This window comes from Terriglobia bacterium, from assembly GCA_020072815.1.
In the GTDB taxonomy this organism is placed as follows: domain Bacteria; phylum Acidobacteriota; class Terriglobia; order Terriglobales; family Acidobacteriaceae; genus Angelobacter.
Genome location: JAIQGE010000001.1, coordinates 177804 through 200775, shown reverse-complemented (window position 1 = coordinate 200775; position 22972 = coordinate 177804). Strand labels below are relative to the sequence as shown.

Here is a 22972-nt window from a genome sequence, read left to right as displayed (position 1 = left end):
TGGTGCAAGCTTATTTTGCCGCGGTCAGCACCACCTGCTGGGAGTCGCCGGCGCTCACTCCACCGAATAGAGTTCTCAATTCGGGATAGGCCTGCACGGGAAAAGCCATGTTGGCGATCGCGAAGTCGCGGCGGAAGTGAATCGAATTGCCGGTGGACGTCCGCTCGAACTTGAATATGGCGAAGTCCGTCTGAATGGGTTGGGTCCGGGGCAGGTCCTCCACCTTGTAATCCGGGGGCAGAGAGATTTGCACGTCGTCAACGACGCGGTAGGGATAGCTCAGATACACGGCGGCTTTGCGGTCAGCGTGCGTGAAGGTGGAATGCTTTTTGGATTCAAATACTCCTGAAGGAACGATCAGGCGTTTACCGGTGACGCCCGCAAGCGCCGGGACCTGTACTTTGAATTTTGCGGTGAGGGCCGTTTCCGGGGAGTCCCAGCCAGTGCTCGATTCCATTTGCACTTCGGCGCCATTGGGCAGAAGCGCGCGCAATTCATCTTCCAGTTCTTTCTTGCGTCCGGCTTCATCGGTCCTGGCGGCCCTGATGCGGCGGGCCAATGCCTCTTGTCCCGTCCATGACAGGTTGGCAATTCCTGAGGCATCGCCGTTGCTGGTCAGGGTGAGTGCGGCGGTGCGCAAGGTAAGGGTTTTGGTGTAGTCGGGCGGCGGCGTAGTTGCGAACTCGGTGCCGCCATCGGCAGTCTGGCGGACGCCCTGGACAGCGGTGTGTCGCCAGTCCAGCAATCCAAACGGGCAAGCGGGTGTGCCCGGGTCAAGAAACAATTCTTTGCCGTCCGGTCCCTGCACCACTGCGACTTCAGAATCCAACTGGCGCCAATCGGGAAGGTTCTGCTGGAAAAAAGTTTCGTCGCGCGAGGTCACCCGGGCCACGTACGCCGGCAAGTTGACGGAGCGAACCATGGCCACGAACAGGCGCGTGAGTTCGTCGCGCTTGCCTTCGTTGTTCTTCAGAACATCTTCGGCGGTGATCTGTTCCTGTGTTCGCTTCTCGGTCCTCAAGCGCTCCAGACCTTCCTCACGGCGGGTGGCATCTTCATACGAAAGGTTCTTCATTTTCTGGACGCCGGCATAGATTTTGCGCAGCTTTTGATCGGGCGTGTCTGACGGACTCACCAGTTGGTTGGCCGCGGCGGCGACAGCGGTGGAGTGACCGGTGAACTTTTCCACCTCCTTGGTCCAGTACTTTCCCTCTTCTTTCCAGAACTCGGCCGGCTTGGCCATCTTGTCCGTGCCATAGTAGAAGTTCACCCGCCACTTGAGCATGGCGGACGGAGGCGCGAGTTCTTCCTCTTCGAAAGCGGGAATGTCCTTCAGTTCCAGTTGCAGTTGCCGGTCATTGATCGACTTGATGGCCGCGCCGGAAGGAAGGCCGACCGTGGTAAAGAAAACCCGCCCGGTGTTGCCACGCTTATCAACAACATCACGGCTGCCACTGTAAGGGATAAAAGTGAACAGGGCCCGCTTTTGCGGAAGCTTTTCCTGCACAATCCAACGGGGAGCATAGACGCCGGCGTCCCAGTACTCGGTGTACTTGAATTCAACAATGCAGCCGGGTTGGACGTTGGGCAGCGCAAAAGCCTTGGCCTGCAACTTCACGCCCTGTCCTCTGACGATGGTTTTGTCGAATACTTTGCCGGTGTAAGGCGTGATGCTGCCGTCCGGAGCGATGGTGCGACCCTTGACGTCAGTGAGATGGAATGTTGTACCTAGATAAGGGATCTCGACGTCGCCCCACTCGCGGCCCTTTTCCGTGAAGATCTTAATCCGCATGTAAACGATTTGGTGCCTGCGATTGTCGTCAAAGGTTTCTTCGTGATTAAGGATGATGGCATCCGTAGGGTGCGCGGGATTGGCGGTCATCTTCAGCTCTTCTTGCTGGATGGCAGGCCAATCGTCCAGTGCGGACAATGAGCGAGGGTTGAACAAAGCAACGGCTAGCAAGATTGCCGGCAAACGCAGGGCACGGGGCATGGTCAAACCTCATCTTGGTCATGATGGTGTGAAGGTCTGGGTAGGTTTTTATACCTCAGCTGGATAGTTTGCGGCAATAGGGCATGGAGGATGGCCCTGTAGTTCCAGGTAAGTTTCGTGCGAGGGCAGTTTCGCTCAGCTTAGTTTACGGGCTGAGAATCGCGCGGTGGAACGGAAGCTTTGATCCGCTCGAACACGGCCTTGACTACGCGATCGCAGCGCACCGCGTGGAACTGGTAAAGGTCGGCACTGCGGCCTTTGGCGCGACTATACAGTTCTTTGCGCAGCATGGCGTGGGCGCGATGCAGGCGCGTCTTGACCACGGCTTCGGTTACGCCCATGCTGTCCGCGGTCTCCGTCACGCTCATCTCTTCCACTTCACGCAGTACGACGACGGTGCGATAAGCCTCCGGCAAGTGCTCGATGGCTTCTTCCAACAAGCGCCGCGTTTCGGTGCGGGCCGTGGAGTCTTCCGGAGTGGGATCTGAGGATTTCAGCATGGGCATGGAATCTCCGTTGTTCGGCAGGGCGTCAAGCTCCTGGTAACGTCCGCTGCGCCGCTTGCGCGCCAGCGCTTCATGAATCGCGATCCGAGTGAGCCAGGTGGAGAACGCGGCCTTGCCGGCAAATTGGTCCAGATGCGTATAGGCGCGGACATACGCGTCCTGCATTACGTCTTCCGCCTCTCCATCATTGCGCAGGATGATCCGCGATACACGGTAAAGACGCTGGTTGTAACGCCGCATCAGGATCTCAAACAGCGCGGTTTCTCCAGCCAGCACGCGGCTCACCACCTCTTCGTCTTGCATTTCACTCTGCGTATCGGGTTGGAGCGCCGCAATCATCGCCATTTGGGGATCCTCCTGCCTGCACAGCTATAGAGTAGCGGATACGGGCGGAAGTTACACGATTTTAGGGCGCTGTTGGTGGCAATCTCAGGATCACAGCACGTTTGTTTACAATAACTTAAGGGGTTCGCAACTTCTGAAGGCGCTTCTTCCAGGGCACCAATCTGAACACCTGTCGCGTGGCAAAGCTTAACCTGCTGAGGATTAAAAAGGGTTTATGATTGTCGATTATGCCGGCCACAGGTCCAGGTTCGAATTCAGCCATTATTGAAGTGAAAGCATACTCCGGGGAGCAGGCACGCTGGTATTGCGACCAACTCGAACGTGGCAAAGTCATTCTCTTCTCTGAAGTGCCGTTCGATTTTCCCGAAGACGACCGCAAGTTTCTGCTGTCGCAGAAGCAGACCGGGTCGCGATTCCACAAGAACATTTCGTATCGTCCGGGCAAGGACATTCTCAAGGGGATGTCCGCCGGGGCAGAAGACCGGGAGCGGCTGCAAAGCGTGCTGCGGCAGTTCTCCGCCGATCTCACGCGCTTTGTGTCCAAGTTTCTGGGGCCGTACGCGGGCAAACTCAAGCTGGACTTTGCCAGCTTTCGTCCGCTGGAAGAACAGGGGCGAGATCTGCCTCTGCACAAACGCAATGACCTTCTGCACGTGGACGCCTTCCCCACCCGGCCCACGCACGGGGGACGCATCCTGCGGGTGTTCGTCAACATCAACCCGGCGGTGGCGCGCGTTTGGAACGTGGGCCAGCCGTTCCATGATTTTGTGCCGCGGATGATGCAGACCCAAAAGATTGAGCCTCCGCAGCGCAGCAGTTTCGCGCGGGCCTTTGCGCGAGTGGCGTCGCGCATGGGCCTGCCGGTGCCTGACCGTTCGCGCTATGACGAATACATGCTCTACCTGCACGACTGGCTCAAAGAGAACGCCGACTTCCAGGAGAAGTCGCCGAAGCTTGAGCTGAGCTTCCCGCCCGGCTGCTGCTGGATGGTTTATACCGACGGTGTTCCCCACGCCGTGATGTCCGGGCAGTACGCCCTGGAGCAGACGTTCATTGTTCCCCCCGATGCGCTGGTGAATCCGGCAGCGTCGCCCGTGCGTGTGCTGGAAGGCGTCACGCGCCAAAAGATGGCCAGCTAAGAAAGCTTCTGGGAAAAAAGAAGGCGGCCCACAAGGGCCGCCTTTTCAGTTGGAAGGAGCGAGCAAATGGTTCAGTGGATCAAGGTGTCTTTCTGGAATCAACGCCGTGGTCGTCGTTGGCGTCGTGATCGTTGTCGTTGGCCTCACGCGTTTCCTTCGCGTCGTGGAGGTCCGCTTTGGCTTCTTTGTCGGCCAGCTTGACTGCGGCCTTCGCGTCCACTCCGGGCTTCAGGTCCTGAATCGCTTTGCCCAGGCTTTCTGCGCCGGGTCCGGTCAGTTTGGCTTTTAGCTGGTCAAAGGGAATTCCCAAGTTCTGGGAAACATGCAGCGCCGCCACGAACTGGCCCAGGTTCTTGAAGCCCTGGGCGGCTGCGTTGAGATCAGTCCCAGGAGGCAACAGGGCCTGGAGCTTGGCGGCCAGCGCCGGATCGCGCGCCAGCTTGGCGGATATGCTGCCATGCCCGCCATGATGGCCGTGTCCGTGGTCGTCGGCAGATGCGGACCCGCCGTGTGATGAGTCGGAGTGCGAATCGCCGTGTCCGCTGTCAGCGCTGTGGCTGTCACCGCCGTGGCCGCTGCCAGAGCCGCCGCCGTGTCCGCCACCGTGCTGGGCGAACGCCGGCAATGCCGCAAAGCACGCCATTGCCACCAGAGTCAAAAACATTCGAGTCTTCATTTGTTACCTCCCTTAGGAACTTCTTCTTGAACGCAGCATTCGTCCCACGTTGAAGCGCAGGTTGAAAGCAAAGCTGTTCAAGTTAAACGTGATGCTGCGGGTGAATCCGACTTCCGCACGCCACATCGGCGAGGGCTCAAACGCAACCCAGGCGTTGAACCCGTTTTCCCGAGTGATACCGTTGCCGGTGGTCTGGGGGGCATTGTCAAAAGCATTGCCGCCTTTGCCTTTGCCGTTGATCTTGCTGAAAATCGTCTGGCTGCCGAAAGGAACAATCTGGTAGCCGGAAGCGCCCAGGTAAGTGCGCTTGATGATGCGATAATCCGCGCCTTCCTCCCAGTGCGTGATGGCCCCCAGCGAGGTAAACGGCTGGGCCAGGAGAGTGGAATCGGGTACCGTGTTGCTCACCCCGCCTTCCAGGAAAGGCGTGAATTTGTGAAACGAGTGCGCGAAATGGTTGGTGAAGTCCACGCCCGCCCGGCCGGTGCTGAAGCCATTGGCCGTGCTGCCGGTAGGAGCGGAGACGGTGAGCACGCCCGCATAGTTCAGTGCCGGAGTCTTCGCCCGGAAAGCCATTCCGGCGTAAACGTTGCCCATGCCCCGGTTGGTGGTGCTGGTGGTGCCGGTGGTGGCGGCGGCAGCGTCAGCAAAGTACAGCGGCAGACCTGCGAACACGCCAAAGTGTTTGTTGAAGTCCCAGCCCAGCGTGGTATCAATCTTGAACAGCCGGACGTCGGTGTTGATGGTGCCCTGAAATGTTTCAACTTCAGTAAAGCCTTTTTGGGTGTCGATCGCCAGCGAATTCGGTTTCTGGTTCTGTACATTTTGGACGCTCTGCGTACTTGGGGTGCTCTGCGCATTCTGCGCATAAGCGGCAGTGAACGCGAACATCAGCGCGACAACGCCCAGCGTTTTATAAGATACAAATCTCATATTTCTCCCGGTCCTTGATTTGGTGGCAAATGCCTTGTTCGATCATTCGTTGCTGATCATCCGCGTAAGCGCCCGCTGAGGGTGAGGGGTGCAACGGCTTACGCAACCGGAAGGACCCTTTTTGGCCAGATTTGCTGGAGATAAGTGCACGGCCCATGCCAAAGGGCTTGGCATCGCAAGGTATTGATAATTAAGGATGTCTCTTGGGTGTTTCACACGTTCAGTCGTGGTGATAATACCCATCCGGCGGATATTCGATACAATCCCTCACCTGGCCATGTACAAAAGTTTCATGCGAATCAGAAGACTCCTGGTTGTCGCCGCCGTTGTGGTTCTTCCACACGTCTTTCCGTTTGCGCTGCCGGCGCAGGAAGCGCCGGGCGTCATTACTATTCACGCCGGGACGCTGCTGGATGGTCGCGGGCACGCGCAACACAACGTCCGTATTGTGGTGCAGGGCGGAAAGATAGTCAGCGTGGGCAAGAGCGACGGGCGAGGCCAAGCGGCTGCAACCTACGACTTCACCCGGCTGACGGTGATGCCGGGATGGATTGACGTCCACGACCACGTGATCTGGCACTTTGGTCCGAACGGCCGCTTTGAAGACAAGACTGAAACGGTTCCGCAGGCGACGCTGGCCGAAGCCGCAAACGCGTACGCCACGCTCATGGCCGGTTTCACCACCATACAGAGCGTCGGCTCGCCGGAGGACAAAGACCTGCGCGAGGCCATCACTCGCGGCGCGCTGCCGGGCCCGCGAGTGCTGACGTCGCTGGAGCCGATTGAAGACGCCGCACTGACTCCCGATCAGATTCGCCAGACGGTGCGCAAACTCAAGGCGGACGGCGCGGACGTGATCAAGATCTTCGCTTCGCGCAGCATCCGCCAGGGCGGCGGGCAAACGCTGTCTGACGAGCAACTGCAAGCCGCGTGCGGCGAAGCCAAAGCCCAGGGCTTGCGCAGCGTGGTCCATGCGTACCGCGCGGCGGTGCGGGCCGCGGCCATCGCCGGTTGCACCCAGGTGGAACACGGCACGTACGCCACGCAGGAAGACCTGGACGCCATGGCCGCACACGGCACGTTCTTTGATCCGCAGGTCGGTCTGGTGATCCACAACTACCTGGACAACCGAGCCAGGTACATCGGCATCGGCAGCTACACCGAAGAAGGTTTTGCCAAGATGCAGGAAGTGTTGCCGGCGATCGCGGAGATGTTCAAGCACGCGCTGGCCACCAAGAACCTGAAGATCGTCTTTGGCACCGACGCCGTGGCCGGAGCGCATGGCCGCAACGCGGAAGAATTCATTTATCGCGTGCAAGCCGGACAGGACGCGATGGACGCTCTGGTGGCCGCCAACGCGCGCGCCGCGGAGTCACTCAACCTGCAAGGCGAAATCGGCGCCATCGGCCCGGGACTGCAAGCGGACATCATCGCCCTGGACGGCGATCCGCTCAAGGACATCACCGCCGTGCGGCGCGTGGTGTTTGTGATGAAGGGCGGCAAGGTCTACAAGAATGAAGCTGCGGGCCGTTGAAAAGGCAGCCGAGCATTTGCTCGCCAGGGGATGGCCAACACACGTGAGGCCAGGCGCGTGCGGCGACGACTGGCTTGCTCTGGCCACCCAACCCGCGCGCGGCGACGAAGATATGGAACCCATCTGGTACGAACTCACCGCCTTCGCGGAGAAGTTCAGCGGGGTCTATGATGGCTGGGAGCGCCCCATGGACAGCGGGGACTACCTGAACTAAGTTCCGCGCTTCAGGTCGCGCAGTAGTAGGTCGCGCAACACAGCGCGCGCCGCTCATTTCTTCTTGCGCCTGACTTTTCGCGCCGGTCTTGCTGCCGCCGCTCTCTCGGCGCGACTTCTGACTTTCTTTTTCCGCCCGCGTTTCTTGAAGACCATCTTGGTCATGGGCTTCTTGGCCAGCTTGTACTTCTTGCCGATCCTGGTGCCTTTTACCAGGCGAGGCATGCGTTTGCGCAGGCGCGCGATCTGTTCCTCGGTCCACAGGTGGGTGTTGCGCTTGCCGGGGATGACAAACTTCGGCCCGCTAACCTTCCCGCTTCTGACAAACTGGGCCAACGCCGACGGACTGATGCCCAGCAACTGTGCCGCCTCCCGGCTCGAATAGTTAGACATGGTGGCCTAATTGTACTAGCGGAGGCGAAATTATGGTGCGGGATTTGTGTGTGTGCTCGCTGCGGGTTCCGGGGAGGTGAGATTGCCAAAATCGCCGGAATTGGCAAAATCGGGGTGATTGAAAAGCCAAACCCCGGTCACCGCAGAGGACGCAAAGGTCGCAAAGGAAACACGGCAGCCGAGGACTACCGTTGTCACAGGGTATCGCGAGCCGTCGGCGAAGAGAAAGTTGCGCTATCCCCTAGTGCCCGTTCTTCACGTACCTCGACCGTACCTCATTCAGCTTTTCCAGTTCGCGGATGGGGAGAGTTTGGGCACAGCCGAGCTGTCGCGCTGCCAGGACGATCTTGGCGTAGTGCTCCACCGACTCCATTCGCATGTACGCCTGGCGCAGGTCTTCACCGTAAGTGACCACGCCGTGGTTGGCCATCAGGATGGCGTCATGCCGCGGAATAAACGGCCGCAGTGATTCGCTCAACTCGCGGCTTCCGGTGGTGGCGTAAGGCGCCAGCGGCACCGCGCCCAGGGTGATGACAATCTCCGAGCACAGCGGCTGGTCCAGGGCAATGCCCGCGGACGCAAACGCGGTGGCCGTACAGGGGTGAGCGTGCACCACGGCGCCCACGTCCGGCCGCATCTTGTAAATGGTGAGGTGCATGGCGATTTCGCTGGACGGGTTGCACGTGCCGCTCAGCTTTTTGCCGTCAAGGTTGACGATGACCATATCGTCGGACTGCATCATGCCTTTGCTGCAAGCGGTGGGCGTGACCAGGACGCGGTCGCGGTCCATGCGGACGGACAAGTTGCCGTCCGTGGCGGCGACGAAGCCTTGCTGGTGCAGCATCCGCCCGTACTGGACCAGGTCCAGCCGCAACTGGCTCTCGGCGCTCAACGTTCTTTTTACAAAAGGCAGCACCGTGCTCACGAAGGGGACCATCGTGCCGGCCTCAAGAATCTTTCTTATATAGCTCATGACCTGCCACACCTTTCACTTCCCGATGGCTGGGCGTTGCCGGGGAGCTTCCTAAGTTTTTGCGTGCACTGTGCTTCTGTTTCCGGCAGCCACTCAAGCGCATGTGCGATAGCGGCTTTGGCCGGGTTGGCGCCTTCGGCTGCCTGCGAGTCGCGCCTGCGATCACTTCGCGGGGGACCAACGCCCCCCAAAAACAGCTCCAAGGGCGGCCTGCGCTGCGCATCGGCCAGGAACTTATGACCTGCCGCTGTGGTCTTCATTTTTGTGGTCTTTTTACCGAAAGACTCGCCAGTTGAGTTCCGCTGCGCCAAGCCGTGGGCGGCAACCTCGATGCCCTTACAAACCGCGCTAGCAGAGCCGCACGCAGAGCTTATCGAGAACATCGTGCGCGGAGCCGTATCCCAGAACCGAAGGCACTACGAATAAGGAGACAACGGGTAAGAGCAGTCCGAATAAAGCGGGTGTGACAACAATGAAATGGTCCACCGCGGCCTTTCCCAGGCAGTTGGCGCCAATCTCCGGCAACGGGAAGATCAGCAAGTACAGGATGCCGTAGATCACCAACAGCAGAAAAGCGCTTTTGAGTCCGGGGGCCATTGCCCCACATAGTATCCGATTTCTACAGGGTAGAAAAGGGATTTGCGGCGCAAAATGGCGGGGCGTTGAGCCCCAAAGCGGCAAGGCTTATCTCTTTAAGACTGGGAAAACTTAGGAAAAAAGTCCCGAGTGCCAGATGTCAAGCACCATGATTGACAGGAAGAAGAACGTTTGACCATCGTCGTCACCGGGCGCTTGCTCCACCGAATTCGCGTTTCGCCGACGGCCGCACGGCGCGCAGTTCAAAAGTCCGCGAGGTCGCGCTGGCGGACGGTGACTCGCAACGCGTTCAACACCGCGGCCAGATCAATGACCTCCTGGGCGATGGCGCCGTTGAGCGGAGAAAGATGTCCCAGGGCCGCCGCCGCCATGCCGATGGCGCTCAGCAGGATGCCCCCGACCGCGCTCTGCAGGGAAATCCGTGTCATCCGCTCACCGATGTGGATGAGTTCATCAATCTTGCGCAGCGAAGAATCCAGCACCACCGCGTCCGCCGACTCGGAGATGGCGTCACTGGTGCCGCCCAGCGCCACGCCGACGGTGGCCGCCATCATGGCCGGCGCGTCATTGATGCCATCGCCCACGAACAACGTCTTCCTGTGCGCCGTCGCTTCCTTGACGAACGCGAGTTTTTCCTCAGGGCTTTGCCCGGAATGAATCTCTCTAATGCCCACCAGTTCGGCCATGTGGCGGACTTCACTTTCCTTGTCGCCGGAAAGCAGGACGATTTTCTCCGCGCCGTGCTTGGGCAGCAGGTGCCCGATAAACGGCGAACTCTCCTGCCGCGGCTCGTCCTGAAAGCGCAGCAACGCCGCAAATTTCCCGTCTATCAGGACGATGCACTCCAGTCCGCTCTCCGCCGGAGGCAAGGCGGGCAGCGCGCCATAAATCGCCTCCGCTTTTCTCCTGCCGGTGATGTGGACCTTATGCCTCTCCACCGTGCCGCGCAATCCATCACCAGGAGTTTCGGTTACGTTTTCCGGCGGGGCAGTCACGATCTTGCGGGCCTCGGCCACGGCCAGGATGCCTTTGGCCAGAGGATGGCGCGAATAATTCTCCAGGCTGGCGGCCAGCGAAAGGATTTCATCTTCGCGGTACCCTGGCGCGCAGCGCACTTCCGTCAGCGCCGGACGCCCGTAGGTGAGCGTGCCGGTTTTATCGAAGATGAACACGCGGCAAGCGGCAATCTGCTCCAGCATGGCCGCGTTCTTGACCACGATGCCCCGCCGCGCCGCCAGAGAAATCCCGCCCAGGATGGCAATGGGAATGGCCAGCAGAAGCGGGCACGGCGTGGCGATTACCGCCACGGCCAGGAAGCGCTGTGGATTTCCGCTCAGCGCCCAGCCGAGTCCGGCAATGGCCAGCGCCAGCGGCGTGTACCAGGCGCCCAGCCGGTCGCCGATGCGGCGAATGCGCGGCTGATGCTGTTCGCTTTCCTTCACCACCCGCAGAATGCGGGCGTAGCGCGAATCTTCCGGCAAGCGGGTGGCGCGAACTTTCAGCACGGCTTCACCGTTGACCGCGCCGGAGATCACTCCCGCGCCCGGGGCTTTGGACATCTCAAACGGCTCGCCCGTGAGAAACGATTCGTCCATGCGGCTGTAGCCCTCCAGGACTTCGCCGTCCACTGGGCAGATCTCGTGCGGCAACACCAGCAGCGGATCGCCGGGACGAATCTCCGCCACGGCCACGTCCCTGAAACTGCTTCCGTCCACGATGTGGGCGATGGTCGGCATGCGACGCGCCAGCGCACCCAGTACCGACGACGCTCGCCGCATCGCGTAGGCTTCCAACGCCTGCCCGCCGGAAAGCATCAGAATGACCACGCAGGCCACCAGGTATTCCTGCATCAGAACCGCGCTGACAATGGAGACGCCGGCGATCAAGTCCGAACCAAATTCAAAATGCGCCAGGCGGCGCAGCAGCTCCCAGAGCAACGGAAGACCCAGCGCCAGAGCGATGAGCAGCGGCGCGAGCGTGGGCCAGGCGCTGGACGTCCAGCCCAGCGCGAAGCGCAGCACAAGATACGTGGAAATCAGAAGGAGAACGGCCAGTGCAATTACGCTGTCGCGTGACCACTCCATGCGCGGAAGTTCGGGTTGCGGTAGAGCAGTGCGTTCTGCAACAGATGATTCAGCCATGGCTGGTTGGGTTTTCGCAGCAAAGATTTTCAACAAAAACCCAAGTTTAGTTTAGATGGAGCAGTTGGCGCCTGCCGTGACGGGCATCACCTGCACATACGCTGGTTTTCGCCGATGGCAAGCGCGGCGCTTTATCCGCGTGTTGGGCCCGGTTGCGCGTGGCGGGCCAGAAACTCGCGGGCCTCGCGCGCCGTGAACGTCTGGTTGTAGATAGGAGAGTCCGGCTCCTGGAGTCGGCCGCCTTCGCGCAGGGAACCGGTATCCACCGGCGCGAATCCGATTTCTTCAATCAGACGCGCTACAACTTGTTTGGCATCGCGATCGTCGCCGGCCAAGTAGATGGCGTGGCGATCTTCCACCGGCAGGTCTTTGCGTCCGCGCGTGGCCAGATGTTCGTAGTAAATGGTGTTGAAGGTCTTGACCATGCGCGCGCCGGGCATGCGCTGCAAAACGATTTCACTGGAGGTGGAACCTTTCAGATCAAAGAACCCGCCCTCCGGCCGGTAAGGATTCATAGCATCCATCACAATCTTGCCGCGAAGAATCTCTTTGGCCGGCAGAGCGGTTTCAACGTGCCAGGGGACGGCCAGCAGAACAACGTCGCCGAAGCGGGCGGCGTCGTTGGTGGTCATGGCATGCGCGCGCGGAGCAAGTTCCGCGATCAGCTCGCGCAGCGAATCCGGGCCGCGCGAGTTGCTGATGGCCACTTCGTGCCCGGCGCCGACAAACAGCCGCGCGGCGGTGGCGCCGATTCGTCCGGAACCTATGATGCCAATCTTCATTATTTATGTCGCTGCGCTCCAAACCGCTCACGAACTTGGTCCACTCATGCGTACTTCCGCACTTGTTGGGCGCCACTCGGCGCACGGGCCGGCCTCGCGGCGCTGGTTGCTTATTACTGTAGGGAATTATATCGAAGGGATTTTGCGAAGCAGGGAAGAGCCGGTGCGCGACAACAGTCAGATCGGTCTGCCGGTTGCGCGGAGAGCCCGGCGAACGTGGAAAAAACGCGGACAGGCTCGCCGCCCGTCCGCGCGGAATCTCTAATACTTTCTCAGCACGCCAATCACCCGGCCTTGCACCTGCACGGACTTGGCGGGCACCATGATGGGTTTCATGGCGGTGTTGGATGGCTGCAGCCGGATGGTCTGGCCTTCGCGGAAGAGGCGCTTGAGCGTGGCGTCAGTGCCATCCACCAGGGCGACTGCGATTTCTCCGTCGCGCACCGTGTTGGCTTTCTCCACCAGAACGTAATCGCCATCCACAATGTGTTCGTCCTTCATGCTCTCGCCTTTGACCTGGAGGACAAACACATCTTTGGAGCGGGTAATATCGCCCAGCGAGATGGTTTCCGGGTTTTCCACCGCCTCAATCGGCTGGCCGGCGGCGATGCGCCCCATCAGGGGCAGTGCCGTCTCCGGTTTTTGTACGGTCCGCTTGAACAAGCCGCGCACCGGAAGAACATCAATGGAGCGGCTGCGGTTGTACTCGCGCTTGAGCAGCCCTTTTTTCTCCAGATTGGTGATGTGCTTGTGCACCGTGGCCAGGGAACTCAAGCCCAGCCCTTCGCCAATCTCTTCAAACGATGGCGAGTATCCGTTGGTCTGCATGAAGGTCTGCAGGAAGTCGTAAACCTGACGTTGCCGTTTAGTAATAGCCATAAGCGAATTATTTACGAACAAAATACGAACTGTCAAGATAATTGTGCAAAACGAAGGAAAAAAGAAGGATTTACTGGTTTGGTTCGGGGATTTCCTTCACCACGGAGACACGGAGACACGGAGGAAGCAAGACTCGCTTCGCATCAGGGCTTGTTCACCACGGAGGCACGGAGACACGGAGAAAAAAAGAATGAGGAGCGAACGGACGAACCGTTGTTTTTACGACAACCAAGCAAACATCTGTTGAAGCGGGGTTTGCGATTACGACGATGGGAGTTCGCGAAAGAGGATATGGGCGGAATCCATGAAACACAGATCCCAATTCCCGCTCTGCTTTTCTCCGTGCCTCCGTGTCTCCGTGGTGAAAGCTTTACAGCGACCCGCGAAACCGATAGAGTTCCCTCCCCTTCGGCTTCGCTCAGGGTTTCGGGTCATGCGACCCTCAAGTACGAACGCTCGGGACAAAAGCAAACCCTACATTCCTGGAAACTTCATCCCCGCCAGCTTTCTGCCAAAGCTGGCCTTGCCCATGTCCTTGAACATTTTGCGCATCTGGGCGTATTGCCGCAGCACCTGGTTCACTTCCTGCACGCTGGTGCCGGAGCCGCGGGCGATGCGCTTGCGCCGGCTGCCGTTGATCACCTCATGATTCAGCCGCTCATGGCTGGTCATGGAATTGATGATGGCTTCCACGTGGGTGAGCTGTTTGTCGTCCACGTGGTCAGCGGCTTTTTGCATGCCGGCAAACGGGCCCACACTGGGCAGCATCTTGATCACGCTGGCCAGCGATCCCATTTTCTTCACCTGGCGCAACTGGTCGCGGAAGTCTTCCAGGGAAAAGCCGCCTCCGGAAAGCGCCTTGGACGCGAACTCCGTGGCCTTTTTCTGGTCCACGTGTTCTTGGGCCTTTTCGATGAGCGTCATCACGTCGCCCATGCCCAGAATGCGGCCGACGATGCGGTCGGGATGGAACGGCTCCAGCGCGTCGTACTTTTCGCCCACGCCGATGAACTTAATCGGCTGCCCGGTCACCTGGCGGATGGAAAGCGCGGCGCCGCCGCGTGCATCGCCATCCATCTTGGTCAGAATCACGCCGGTGATGGCCAGCTTCTTATGGAATTCTTCGGCGGAGTTCACGGCGTCCTGTCCGGTCATGGCGTCGGCCACGAACAAGATTTCCTGCGGGTTCAGCAGCTTTTTGAGCGACTGCATTTCCGCCATCAGGTCGTCATCTATATGCAGGCGGCCGGCGGTGTCCACGATCAGGAAATTGCAGCCCGAGTTGGCGGCTTCTTTGCGGGCTTCCTTGGCCAGGCGCTCCACCGTGGGCGTGTCGGCATGCTCAACCTTGCCTTCGTAGAGGTGGGCCTTGATGGCCTCGGCCACAACTTTCAACTGCTGGCGCGCCGCGGGACGGTACACGTCCACGGACACCAGCATGGGGCGATGCCCGCCTTTCTTCAGCCATGCCGCCAGCTTGCCGGATGTGGTGGTTTTGCCCGAACCTTGCAGTCCGGCCATCAGGATGACCGTGGGCGGCTGCGAAGAAAACTTCAGCTTGGATGTGTCTTTGCCCAGCATGGCGACCAGTTCGTCGTGGACGATCTTGATCACCTGTTGCGCCGGAGAGAGCGCCGTCAGCACCTGCTGGCCCACGGCCTTTTCCGCCACGGTGTCAATGAACTGCTTGACCACTTTGAAGTTGACGTCGGCTTCCAGCAGCGCCAGCCGGATTTCTTTCAGCGCTTCCTGGATGTTTTCCGGAGTGAGCGTGCCCTGCCCGCGCAGGTTCTTGAACGCTCGCTGCATCTTTTCTTGAAGGTTCTCAAACATAGCTAGTCAATGAAGGTCCGCGCGGATCAGATATTGGTTTGCGGGGCGCGCTTGCTATCCATTGTACCAGCGGGTTCAGCGACGCCAGCGCTCACGCCCAGATAGGTCAGAAACATCCGGGTGAGTTCGCGCCGGAGGGCCAGATCGTCTTTGGGCAAAAAACTTTTCAGCGGACCAATATCTGTGGGCATTACCACAATTTCAAACAGCGTGCTGATGACCATCATCAAGCCCATGGAGATGGCCGCGCGAGGATCAGGGTGTTTGATTGCGTCGCGGTGGGACATGAATAAATCCACCACTCGTTCAAAGGAGCGGACTTCCAGCTTGGTGGCCTTTTTCCAGAACGGCGTTTTGCATCGGCCTTGGACAAACTGCCGCAGAGCGCGCAACAGGGGAGCATTCATGCGATAGCCCAGGACCATGCCGTTGATCATCTGTTCAGCAAACACTGGCAGAGGAATCTGCCGGACAGCTTCCGGCGTCATGCCGGTGCGTGTTCTTTCTTCCTGGCGTTCCAGAATTCCCAGGATCGCCGCCTCCAGCAGCGCTTCTTTGTCGTGGAACCGCCGGTAGACCGAGCCCGGTGTGAGCCCGGCATGCTGGGCGATACGCGGGATGGTGGTCCCCTCCACGCCGTGCTGGCCCAGCACTTCGGCGGCGGCCTTCATCAACTTGCGCAGCGACTCGCGGCTGCGGGCCTGCTGCGGTTCCAGTGTCTTTTTTGCCTTGGGCATCGGCTCCTTTATATCAGCCTTGCGCGGACGGCGTCAGCGCGAGAAAACGCTTGACAAAAGGGAATATGTAAATGTAAATTCACGTTTACATAATACCACGGCGGGCGAGGATGGTCATGAGCACAGCCGTTCCGCAGACGAAAGAAAGCAAATTCTACGCAGGGCTGTACCTGCGTACTCGCACTGGCGCCCGCTTCTGGGGATGGGGGCAGCCTCCGCTTAACGAAAACCAGAGTCAGGCGCCTAATCTGTCGCCAAGAGAAGCCCCTAAACAAGCCGAAGCTGAGCGCCCCTGGGCCAGCCTGGCGGAATGGCTGCGTCAGGCGCATTCGTCCACGTTTGCTCAGAACAGCAGCGTTCCGCCGGAGTTGAGTTCTGCGGGGAAGGCGCGAGAAGCCGAGCGCGCACTGCCAGCGCAGCAGCGTGTTCCGGCCGCAAGCTCCGGCGAAAAACGCAGACTGCGTTTCGTATGGGACCGCAAATTTATCGGATTCGTCATCCGCTAATCGAACCGTTCACCAGAAAGGACTTTCCCATGGCAGCAGCCGCCATTCCCGCACCCGACGCGCCTAAGGTTCAAGCAAAGCCGCCGCACCCGTTGCGCGAGCGCAACTTTGTCATGTGGTGGCTAGGCGCGAGCATCTCTCTGCTCGGCGACCAGTTCTACGTCGTGGCCCTGCCCTGGGTGGTGTTGCAGCTGACCGGCTCGGGGTTGGCGATGGGCACCGTCGCCATGGCCGCGGGAATCCCGCGCGCCGTGCTGATGCTGCTGGGCGGCGCAGTGACTGACCGCACGTCGCCGCGCAAAGTTCTCATGGCCACCGCTTCGGCGAGGACGCTGTTCGTCGCCGCCATCGCACTCCTGCTCTGGCAGCACAGCTTGCTCCTCTGGCACCTCTATTTGCTGGCCCTGGCGTTTGGCGTGGCTGACGCGTTTGCCCTGCCGTCTTCCGGCGCGATGCTGCGCTCGCTGGTCAAGCCGCAACAACTGCCCGCCGCCAACTCCGTGTGGCAGAGCAGCGCGTTGGTGACTTCCATCGCCGGGCCAGCCCCAGCGGGACTGATCATGAAAACGCTGGGCGCAGCGTGGGCCTTCTTCCTCGATGCAGTCAGCTTTCTGTTCATCATCGGCGCTTTGTGGAAGCTGCCTGATCCTCTGCAGAACCAGCCCGCGGCGGGCGCCAAGCCCAGCGTGTGGAGTTCCATTGGCGAAGGCCTGAAATACGTGACCAGCGACGCGGCGCTGCGTTCGCTCATGCTGCTCACCGCGGTCCTGAATTTCTGCCTGGCCGGTCCCATGAACGTGGGGCTGGCGTACATGGCCAAGGCCCGATTCGGCTCGCCTGCTTCTTTCGGCCTTTGGATATCGAGCGTAGCGGCGGGAATGCTCATCGGGATGCTTCTGGCCGGCGTGCTCAAATCCAAACGCCGCGGGCTCTTGCTGGTAGCCATCACTTCCGTGCTTGGCCTCTTCACGGCCTGCATGGGATTGCTCCCCGGGCTTTGGCCGGTGGCCGCTCTGCTGGCAGTCATGGGCTGCTTCAGCGGCTTCATCAACGTGCAGTTTCAATCCTGGTTCCAGCAGCGGGTGGAACGCGCAGTCCTTGGTCGCGTGATCAGCGTGGTCATGGTGTTCAATCTCGGCCTGGCTCCGCTGTCCATGGCGGTGGCCGGCGCCGCGGTCGGCTGGAGCGCCAAATGGATGTTCATCATCGCCGGGCTGGCGATGGTCGTGGTTTCTGCGTTCGGCGCGCTGCAGAAGCCGGTGCGGGAGATTGCGTAGCCGGCCATCCCTGCAGAATGACTGCACAGTTTTTCATCAAGCAAGCAGACAGCATGCGGGTGCAGGCCGTCCTTCCCGGAAGACATTTTGTTGGCAACTTGCGACTGAGAAGCGGCAACGAAAATAGGAGTAGCATTAGAGCCAAGGAGGGCCTGCCTGATGAGCCGACCTTACCAGTATTTTTCTGCGTTGTTATTGACCGCCGCCTTGGCTGCTCCCGTGATGACCACCGGTTGCACGTGGGGATACCGCATTCATGACCGCGCGCACAACGACTACCATCGCTGGAACTCGGATGAAGACCGCTATTACCGTCAGTGGGAAGTGGAAGTCCGGCTGCCCCATCGCGACATCAAAGACCGCGATCAGGATGACCAGCGGCGTTACTGGGATTGGCGGCACAGCCACAGCGACCAGGATCGCGACAAAGGCAAGAACCGGGATAGAGACAAGGACAAAGACCGGCGCTAGCCCTTGGTCTGTTCAGGAGCCGCGTCGGCCCAAACCACCGGTGTACAATTCCTCACGTCAGCCATCCTCTTTATGTTCCGGGAACCAGGAGGCACTCACGTGAAGTTCAAACGCTCCACCATCATTCTTGCCGTATTTGTAATGCTGGTCGCCGCTGGCATCGAAGTCGCTCAATCCCAACCCGCGCGTCCTCCCGCCACCGCGCCTTCACCCATGCTTGTACAGGCCGGAGGCCCCACGCAGTGCCGGATGGCGATTCGCGGAACGAAACAAGGCCAATTCAAAGGGCAAAGCACGGGGCGCGGGCAGGAGAAATGGATTCCGTGCTCGCAGTTCCTGCTCTCGCTCACCGCGCCCAGAGACAACGCGACTGGTGTGGCCAGCGGACGAAGACAGTACTCGCCCATCGTGGTGACCAAGGACTGGGGCGCCGCCTCACCGCAGATCATGAGTGCTGCTGCTACCAACGAACTTCTGCCTTCGGTGGAATTCGAATTCTTGCGGACCAACGCGCAAGGGATGGAATACGTTTTCCAGACGGTGACGCTGACCAACCCCACAATCTCGGCGTTCAAGGAATACATCGGTTTCCCCGACGCGGGTGAGCCGCCGAACCCTCACCCGCTGGAAGACGTTTCATTTACCTTCCAGAAAATTGAAGTGACCAACAATGACGGCAAGACCACGGCCATGGACGACTGGAGCACCCGCTAGCGCTTGCGGGTGAAGCTCAGTACAGTTCCCGCGCCGCCACCACCGTGTTGCAGTGGATGGTCACCGTGTCTTCCACTTTGCGCGCGTAGCCGCCGGCAAAGGTCACCATCACCGGGACGCCGCGCGTCTTGGCCACTTTCATGACCAGTTCGTCGCGCTTCTTCAGGCCTTCGATGGTCATCGCCAGGCCGCCGAGCTGGTCTTCTTTATAAGGGTCAGCGCCGGCAATAAAGCACAGCAACTCCGGCTCAAAGTTACGGAACGCGGAGCTAAGCGCCTGGTCCAGCCAGCCAATGTATTCTTCGTCGTTGGTGGCGTCAGGAAGATGAACGTCAATGGAAGACGGAGGCTTGTACGCCGGATAGTTGTGCGCCTGGTGCAACGAGATGGTGAAGACCTCCAGTTCGCCGTCGCTCGCGCCCAGCATGTCCAGATCGCTGTTGCTGCGCCGCAGATCATGGCGAAGCCCGCCGGCGCTGGGCAGATTGCCCGGCTTCTTTTTGGGAGGAAAAATCGCGGCCGTGCCGTTGCCGTTGTGGACGTCAAGGTCCACGGTCATGGCCCGCGTAATTTTTCCTTCCTGATGCATACGCTTGATGGCCACGGCCACGTCATGCACCACGCAGAATCCTTCGCCATGATCAGGGAACGCGTGATGGAATCCGCCGCCGATGTTGAACGCGATCCCGCTGCGCAGCGCCAGGTCTGCCGCAAGAATCGAACCGCCGGCCGCCAGCCAGAAGGCCTTCACCAGTTCCGGCGAATAGGGGACTTCCATCTGCAGCTCTTCCATGGCGGAGAGAGTTCCGGTCTTCAGCTTCTGCACGTACTCCCGGGTATGCACCAGCAGGATGTCTTCATCGCAGGCAGGCTGCGGCTTCACGAAGTCTGCCGCTTCAGCGATACCCGTTTCCAATAAGTGGCGATGGATAAGCCGGTACTTTTCCGCCGGGAACACGTGGGCCCCGATGGGCAGGTAATAGTCGTCACTGTAGACCAGTTTGAAGGGGAGCATGGCTCCATCAGACTAACGCGGGCGGGGCGTGGCCGCAAATGATCGCCAGCATGGTACGCCGCGGATTTCTTTGTTAAAATCCATAAGTAATACCAATCTTTCCCGTCCAGGGTTTTCCGGAAACTATTTTTCAATCTGTAAAAACCACACGGGCGAGGAGTGTGCAATCCAAGTGATGCGCGGCAAGACGGCGGTGATTATCGGCGCCCAATGGGGTGACGAAGGCAAAGGCAAGATCGTAGACGTCCTCTCGCATAGTTTTTCCGTGGTGGCCCGCTACGCCGGCGGACACAATGCCGGCCACACGGTCATCATCCAGGGCAAAAAATTTGTGCTGCAACTGGTGCCTTGCGGCGTGCTGCGCCAGGGCTGCCGCTCAGTGATTGGCAACGGCGTGGTGCTGGACCCTTTGGCCTTCCTGAAAGAAGTGGCCATGCTGCGCCAGGCCGGCGTGCAGGTGGACGGCAACCTGTTCGTCTCTAACCGCGCGCACGTGATTCTGCCCTACCATCGCATGATTGAGATGGGCGCGGAAAACGCGCCGGGACGCGTGAAGATCGGCACCACGTCGCGCGGCATTGGTCCGGCGTACGAAGACAAGATGGGCCGCCGCGGCCTGCGCGTGGCTGATTTGCTGGACGCCAACCTGCTCAAGAGCACAATCGAAAACGCCTGCGCGGAAAAAAACATGATCGCCCACGCGCTGTTCAACGCCGATCCGCTGGACGCTGACAGCATGTACCGCGAGTACGCGGAAGCCGCGGAAAAGATTGCGCCGTTCGTCACCGACACGGCGCTGCTCATCAACCAGGCGCTGGACCAGGGCCAGTCCGTGATGTTTGAAGGCGCGCAAGGGACGATGCTGGATATTGACCACGGGACTTATCCCTTCGTGACTTCGTCCAGTTCGACCTCCGGCGGCGCGGTCACCGGTACCGGCGTTCCGCCCAACGCGATTCAAAACGTCGTCGGCGTGACCAAGGCATATTGCACCCGCGTAGGCGGCGGACCGTTCCCCAGCGAAGTGGACGGCGCAGTGGCTGACCAGCTTCGCGCACGCGGCAACGAATATGGAGCGGTCACCGGACGTCCCCGGCGCTGCGGATGGATTGACCTGCCGCTGCTGCGCTACGCGCAGATGATCAACGGCGTGAACTGGTGGGTCATCACCAAAATGGACGTGCTGGACCAACTGGCGGAAATCCCGGTGTGCGTCGGCTACAAAATCAACGGCAAGAAAACGGACGCTGTCCCCGCGCTGGCCACGGGATTTGAAACCGTGGAAGCCATTTACGAAAAGATGCCGGGTTGGAGCACGTCCACGGAAGGCATCACCAGTTTTGAGAAGCTGCCCAAAAAGGCGCAGGAGTATTTGCGCTTCCTGGAAAAAGAGAGCGGCGCCAAGATCGGCATGGTGTCCACCGGCCCGGACCGCGACCAGACCATGGTCATGCCGGAGTTTGCCGCTGAACTGGAAGCGGCCAAACCGCAAGCCGCTGCATCGCAAGGCAAAGCCGCGAGGGTGAAATGATCATCCTGAAAGTGGACATGCTGGTGAAGCCGGGCACGGAAGAGAAGTGCAAAGAGTATATCCGCATCCTGCAGGAGCATTCGCGCCAGGAGCCCGGCTGCGTGATGTATGTGGGCCACCAGTCCATGGCCGACCCGCGCAAATTTCTTTTCTACGAGCAGTACAAAGACCAAGCCGCGCTGGACGCGCACCGCAACGCGCCTTACTTCAAGCAATATGTGAACGGCGGCCTGGACCCGATCATGGAAGATCGCACGCGCGAGTTGTACACGGCGATCGAGTAGAGCAGAATGATCGAGATTCATCGCTTGCGCGATGAACGTCTGCCTAAAGGCCCGCAATCCCGGCACGCCGGGACCGCTAGACGCTGATACCGCTAGTCGGCCAGTTTTTCAAACTGACCCACTACCCTGCTAGAATCGGCAGACTGCAGCCCATGTCGCGCCCGTTATCACTTTTTCCGCGCAATTTCCGTAAGGATTATCCTCGCGCCGTCCGCGGCGAAGGCTGCTGGATTTACTCGAGTGACGGCAAGAAGTATCTTGACGCCGCGGGCCAGGCAGCGGTGGTGAGCATCGGGCACGGCGTTGCTTCCATTGGGCGGGCGATGGCAGATCAGGCGGCGCAGCTGGCTTTCGCTCATACGTCACAATTTCACACGCCCGTCGCAGAGAAACTGGCTGAGCGTTTGCTGGCCCTGGCTCCTGCGGGAATGCGCAACGGCGGACGCATCCATTTCACCTCCGGCGGATCAGAAGCCACAGAAACGGCCATCAAGCTGGCGCGGCAATTCCACATCGAGCGCGGCGAGCAGGAGCGTTTCCGGATTGTCTCGCGCCGCCAGAGCTACCACGGAAGCACTCTGGGCGCGATGGCGGTGAGCGGCAACGTGGCGCGTCGCCAACCGTATCAACCGTTGCTGCCTGAGTGGGGGCATATCGCGCCGTGCTTTTGCTATCACTGCCCGCTGAATTTGCAGTTCCCCCAGTGCGAACTAGCCTGCGCCAACGAACTGGAAACGCTGTTGCAGAACGAAAGCGGGAATGTCGCCGCGTTCATGTTTGAACCAATCGTCGGCGCGACGCTGGGCGCGGCCGCGCCGCCTGCGGGCTACGCGCAGCGTCTGGCGGAAATCTGCCGTCGCCATGACATTCTGCTCATCGCTGATGAAGTGATGACCGGCATGGGGCGCACCGGTCGCAACTTTGCCGTGGAACACTACGGCGTGGAGCCGGACATTATTACTGTGGGCAAAGGTGTAGCCAGTGGATACGCCCCGCTGGGAGCGCTCATCGTGGGGCCACGTGTGGTAGAAGCTTTTGCGCAGGGATCAGGCGCATTCCAGCACGGATTTACCTATCAGGCCCATCCGGTGTCCATGGCCGCTGGAAATGCCGTCCTGGACGTGCTGGAGGAGAAGAACTTATTTACCTGCCTTGAGGAAGCCGGCCGCGATCTTTTTGCCTCGCTTGAGCCCTTGAAAGCGCATCCGCATGTGGGCGACATTCGCGGCTTGGGCCTGCTGGCCGGCGTGGAATTCGTGCAAGACAAAGCATCGCGCACGCCGTTCCCGCGCGAAGAAAAGATTTGCGAAAAGATTCGCCAGGCAGCGATGGAGCACGGCGTGCTGACTTATCCCACGCAAGGCTGTGTGGACGGCCTGCGTGGCGACCACATTCTGCTGGCGCCGCCGTTCATTGTTTCGCAAGAAGAGTGCGCGATGATAGCCAGCGCCATTGCCGCGGCGCTCAAACAGGTTTTCGGTCCGTGAGCAAGCTCAATTC

23 protein-coding genes are annotated in these 22972 nt (G+C 59.9%); 10 read left to right on the top strand and 13 right to left on the bottom strand.

The annotated features are described in order from the left end of the window. Window positions 1-10: 10 nt before the first annotated feature. A complete protein-coding gene (locus LAO20_00800; protein MBZ5529942.1) occupies window positions 11-1993 on the bottom strand; it encodes a DUF3857 and transglutaminase domain-containing protein in 1983 nt (660 codons plus the stop codon). A 140-nt stretch (window positions 1994-2133) separates the two neighbouring features. Beyond that, entirely contained in the window at window positions 2134-2838 is a 705-nt protein-coding gene (locus tag LAO20_00795) for an RNA polymerase sigma factor (protein ID MBZ5529941.1), read from the bottom strand. Between the two features lie 233 nt (window positions 2839-3071). Between LAO20_00795 and LAO20_00790 the strand changes: the two genes are divergently transcribed. After that, window positions 3072-3983: a Kdo hydroxylase family protein gene (locus LAO20_00790; GenBank protein ID MBZ5529940.1), complete on the top strand. Its 912-nt coding sequence runs from the start codon at window positions 3072-3074 to the stop codon at window positions 3981-3983. A 79-nt stretch (window positions 3984-4062) separates the two neighbouring features. Here the strand turns inward: LAO20_00790 and LAO20_00785 are convergent, their stop codons facing one another. Beyond that, a complete protein-coding gene (locus LAO20_00785; GenBank protein MBZ5529939.1) occupies window positions 4063-4659 on the bottom strand; it encodes a hypothetical protein in 597 nt (198 codons plus the stop codon). A gap of 12 nt (window positions 4660-4671) precedes the next feature. Then, window positions 4672-5592, bottom strand: coding sequence for a hypothetical protein (locus LAO20_00780; protein ID MBZ5529938.1), 921 nt, complete (start codon window positions 5590-5592; stop codon window positions 4672-4674). A 298-nt stretch (window positions 5593-5890) separates the two neighbouring features. Between LAO20_00780 and LAO20_00775 the strand changes: the two genes are divergently transcribed. Beyond that, window positions 5891-7126, top strand: coding sequence for an amidohydrolase family protein (locus LAO20_00775; GenBank protein ID MBZ5529937.1), 1236 nt, complete (start codon window positions 5891-5893; stop codon window positions 7124-7126). After that, entirely contained in the window at window positions 7107-7340 is a 234-nt protein-coding gene (locus LAO20_00770) for a ribonuclease E inhibitor RraB (protein MBZ5529936.1), read from the top strand. Before LAO20_00775 ends, LAO20_00770 begins: the two co-directional genes overlap by 20 nt. A gap of 53 nt (window positions 7341-7393) precedes the next feature. Here LAO20_00770 and LAO20_00765 read toward each other — a convergent pair whose 3' ends face one another. From LAO20_00765 to LAO20_00730, 8 genes are all read right to left on the bottom strand, one after another. Then, a complete protein-coding gene (locus LAO20_00765; GenBank protein MBZ5529935.1) occupies window positions 7394-7732 on the bottom strand; it encodes a hypothetical protein in 339 nt (112 codons plus the stop codon). Window positions 7733-7973: 241 nt separating this feature from the next. Beyond that, window positions 7974-8669, bottom strand: a complete 696-nt coding sequence (locus LAO20_00760) for a class II aldolase/adducin family protein (GenBank protein MBZ5529934.1) — start codon at window positions 8667-8669, stop codon at window positions 7974-7976. Between the two features lie 384 nt (window positions 8670-9053). Beyond that, a complete protein-coding gene (locus LAO20_00755; GenBank protein ID MBZ5529933.1) occupies window positions 9054-9302 on the bottom strand; it encodes a hypothetical protein in 249 nt (82 codons plus the stop codon). Window positions 9303-9544: 242 nt separating this feature from the next. Next, the gene (gene cadA, locus LAO20_00750) at window positions 9545-11386 is read right to left on the bottom strand and encodes a cadmium-translocating P-type ATPase (GenBank protein ID MBZ5529932.1); all 1842 of its coding nucleotides are present in this window, start codon (window positions 11384-11386) and stop codon (window positions 9545-9547) included. Between the two features lie 188 nt (window positions 11387-11574). Next, window positions 11575-12225 carry an NADPH-dependent F420 reductase gene (locus LAO20_00745; GenBank protein MBZ5529931.1) on the bottom strand — a complete coding sequence of 217 codons (651 nt, stop codon included), beginning with the start codon at window positions 12223-12225 and terminating at the stop codon, window positions 11575-11577. A 261-nt stretch (window positions 12226-12486) separates the two neighbouring features. Beyond that, window positions 12487-13104: a transcriptional repressor LexA gene (lexA, locus tag LAO20_00740; protein MBZ5529930.1), complete on the bottom strand. Its 618-nt coding sequence runs from the start codon at window positions 13102-13104 to the stop codon at window positions 12487-12489. A gap of 474 nt (window positions 13105-13578) precedes the next feature. Beyond that, window positions 13579-14937 carry a signal recognition particle protein gene (ffh, locus tag LAO20_00735; GenBank protein ID MBZ5529929.1) on the bottom strand — a complete coding sequence of 453 codons (1359 nt, stop codon included), beginning with the start codon at window positions 14935-14937 and terminating at the stop codon, window positions 13579-13581. A 26-nt stretch (window positions 14938-14963) separates the two neighbouring features. Continuing rightward, complete coding sequence (locus tag LAO20_00730) at window positions 14964-15674, bottom strand: TetR/AcrR family transcriptional regulator (GenBank protein MBZ5529928.1); 711 nt, start codon at window positions 15672-15674, stop codon at window positions 14964-14966. A 116-nt stretch (window positions 15675-15790) separates the two neighbouring features. Here LAO20_00730 and LAO20_00725 point away from each other — a divergent pair, with 116 nt between their 5' ends. From LAO20_00725 to hcp, 4 genes are all read left to right on the top strand, one after another. Beyond that, window positions 15791-16180, top strand: coding sequence for a hypothetical protein (locus tag LAO20_00725; GenBank protein ID MBZ5529927.1), 390 nt, complete (start codon window positions 15791-15793; stop codon window positions 16178-16180). Window positions 16181-16209: 29 nt separating this feature from the next. Further along, window positions 16210-17457 (top strand): MFS transporter, encoded by a 1248-nt coding sequence (locus tag LAO20_00720; protein ID MBZ5529926.1) that lies wholly within the window; start codon window positions 16210-16212, stop codon window positions 17455-17457. A 159-nt stretch (window positions 17458-17616) separates the two neighbouring features. Then, window positions 17617-17928: a hypothetical protein gene (locus LAO20_00715; protein ID MBZ5529925.1), complete on the top strand. Its 312-nt coding sequence runs from the start codon at window positions 17617-17619 to the stop codon at window positions 17926-17928. A gap of 99 nt (window positions 17929-18027) precedes the next feature. Beyond that, on the top strand, window positions 18028-18642 hold the full coding sequence (gene hcp / locus LAO20_00710; protein MBZ5529924.1) for a type VI secretion system tube protein Hcp: 615 nt from the start codon (window positions 18028-18030) through the stop codon (window positions 18640-18642). A 16-nt stretch (window positions 18643-18658) separates the two neighbouring features. Here hcp and LAO20_00705 read toward each other — a convergent pair whose 3' ends face one another. Further along, a complete protein-coding gene (locus LAO20_00705) occupies window positions 18659-19657 on the bottom strand; it encodes a histone deacetylase (protein MBZ5529923.1) in 999 nt (332 codons plus the stop codon). A 175-nt stretch (window positions 19658-19832) separates the two neighbouring features. On the opposite strand from LAO20_00705, the gene LAO20_00700 reads away from it, so the two are divergent. From LAO20_00700 to LAO20_00690, 3 genes are all read left to right on the top strand, one after another. Then, window positions 19833-21188, top strand: a complete 1356-nt coding sequence (locus tag LAO20_00700) for an adenylosuccinate synthase (GenBank protein MBZ5529922.1) — start codon at window positions 19833-19835, stop codon at window positions 21186-21188. Beyond that, a complete protein-coding gene (locus tag LAO20_00695; GenBank protein MBZ5529921.1) occupies window positions 21185-21472 on the top strand; it encodes an antibiotic biosynthesis monooxygenase in 288 nt (95 codons plus the stop codon). Before LAO20_00700 ends, LAO20_00695 begins: the two co-directional genes overlap by 4 nt. Before the next feature lie 152 nt (window positions 21473-21624). Further along, window positions 21625-22959: an aspartate aminotransferase family protein gene (locus tag LAO20_00690; GenBank protein MBZ5529920.1), complete on the top strand. Its 1335-nt coding sequence runs from the start codon at window positions 21625-21627 to the stop codon at window positions 22957-22959. Window positions 22960-22972 lie beyond the last annotated feature (13 nt).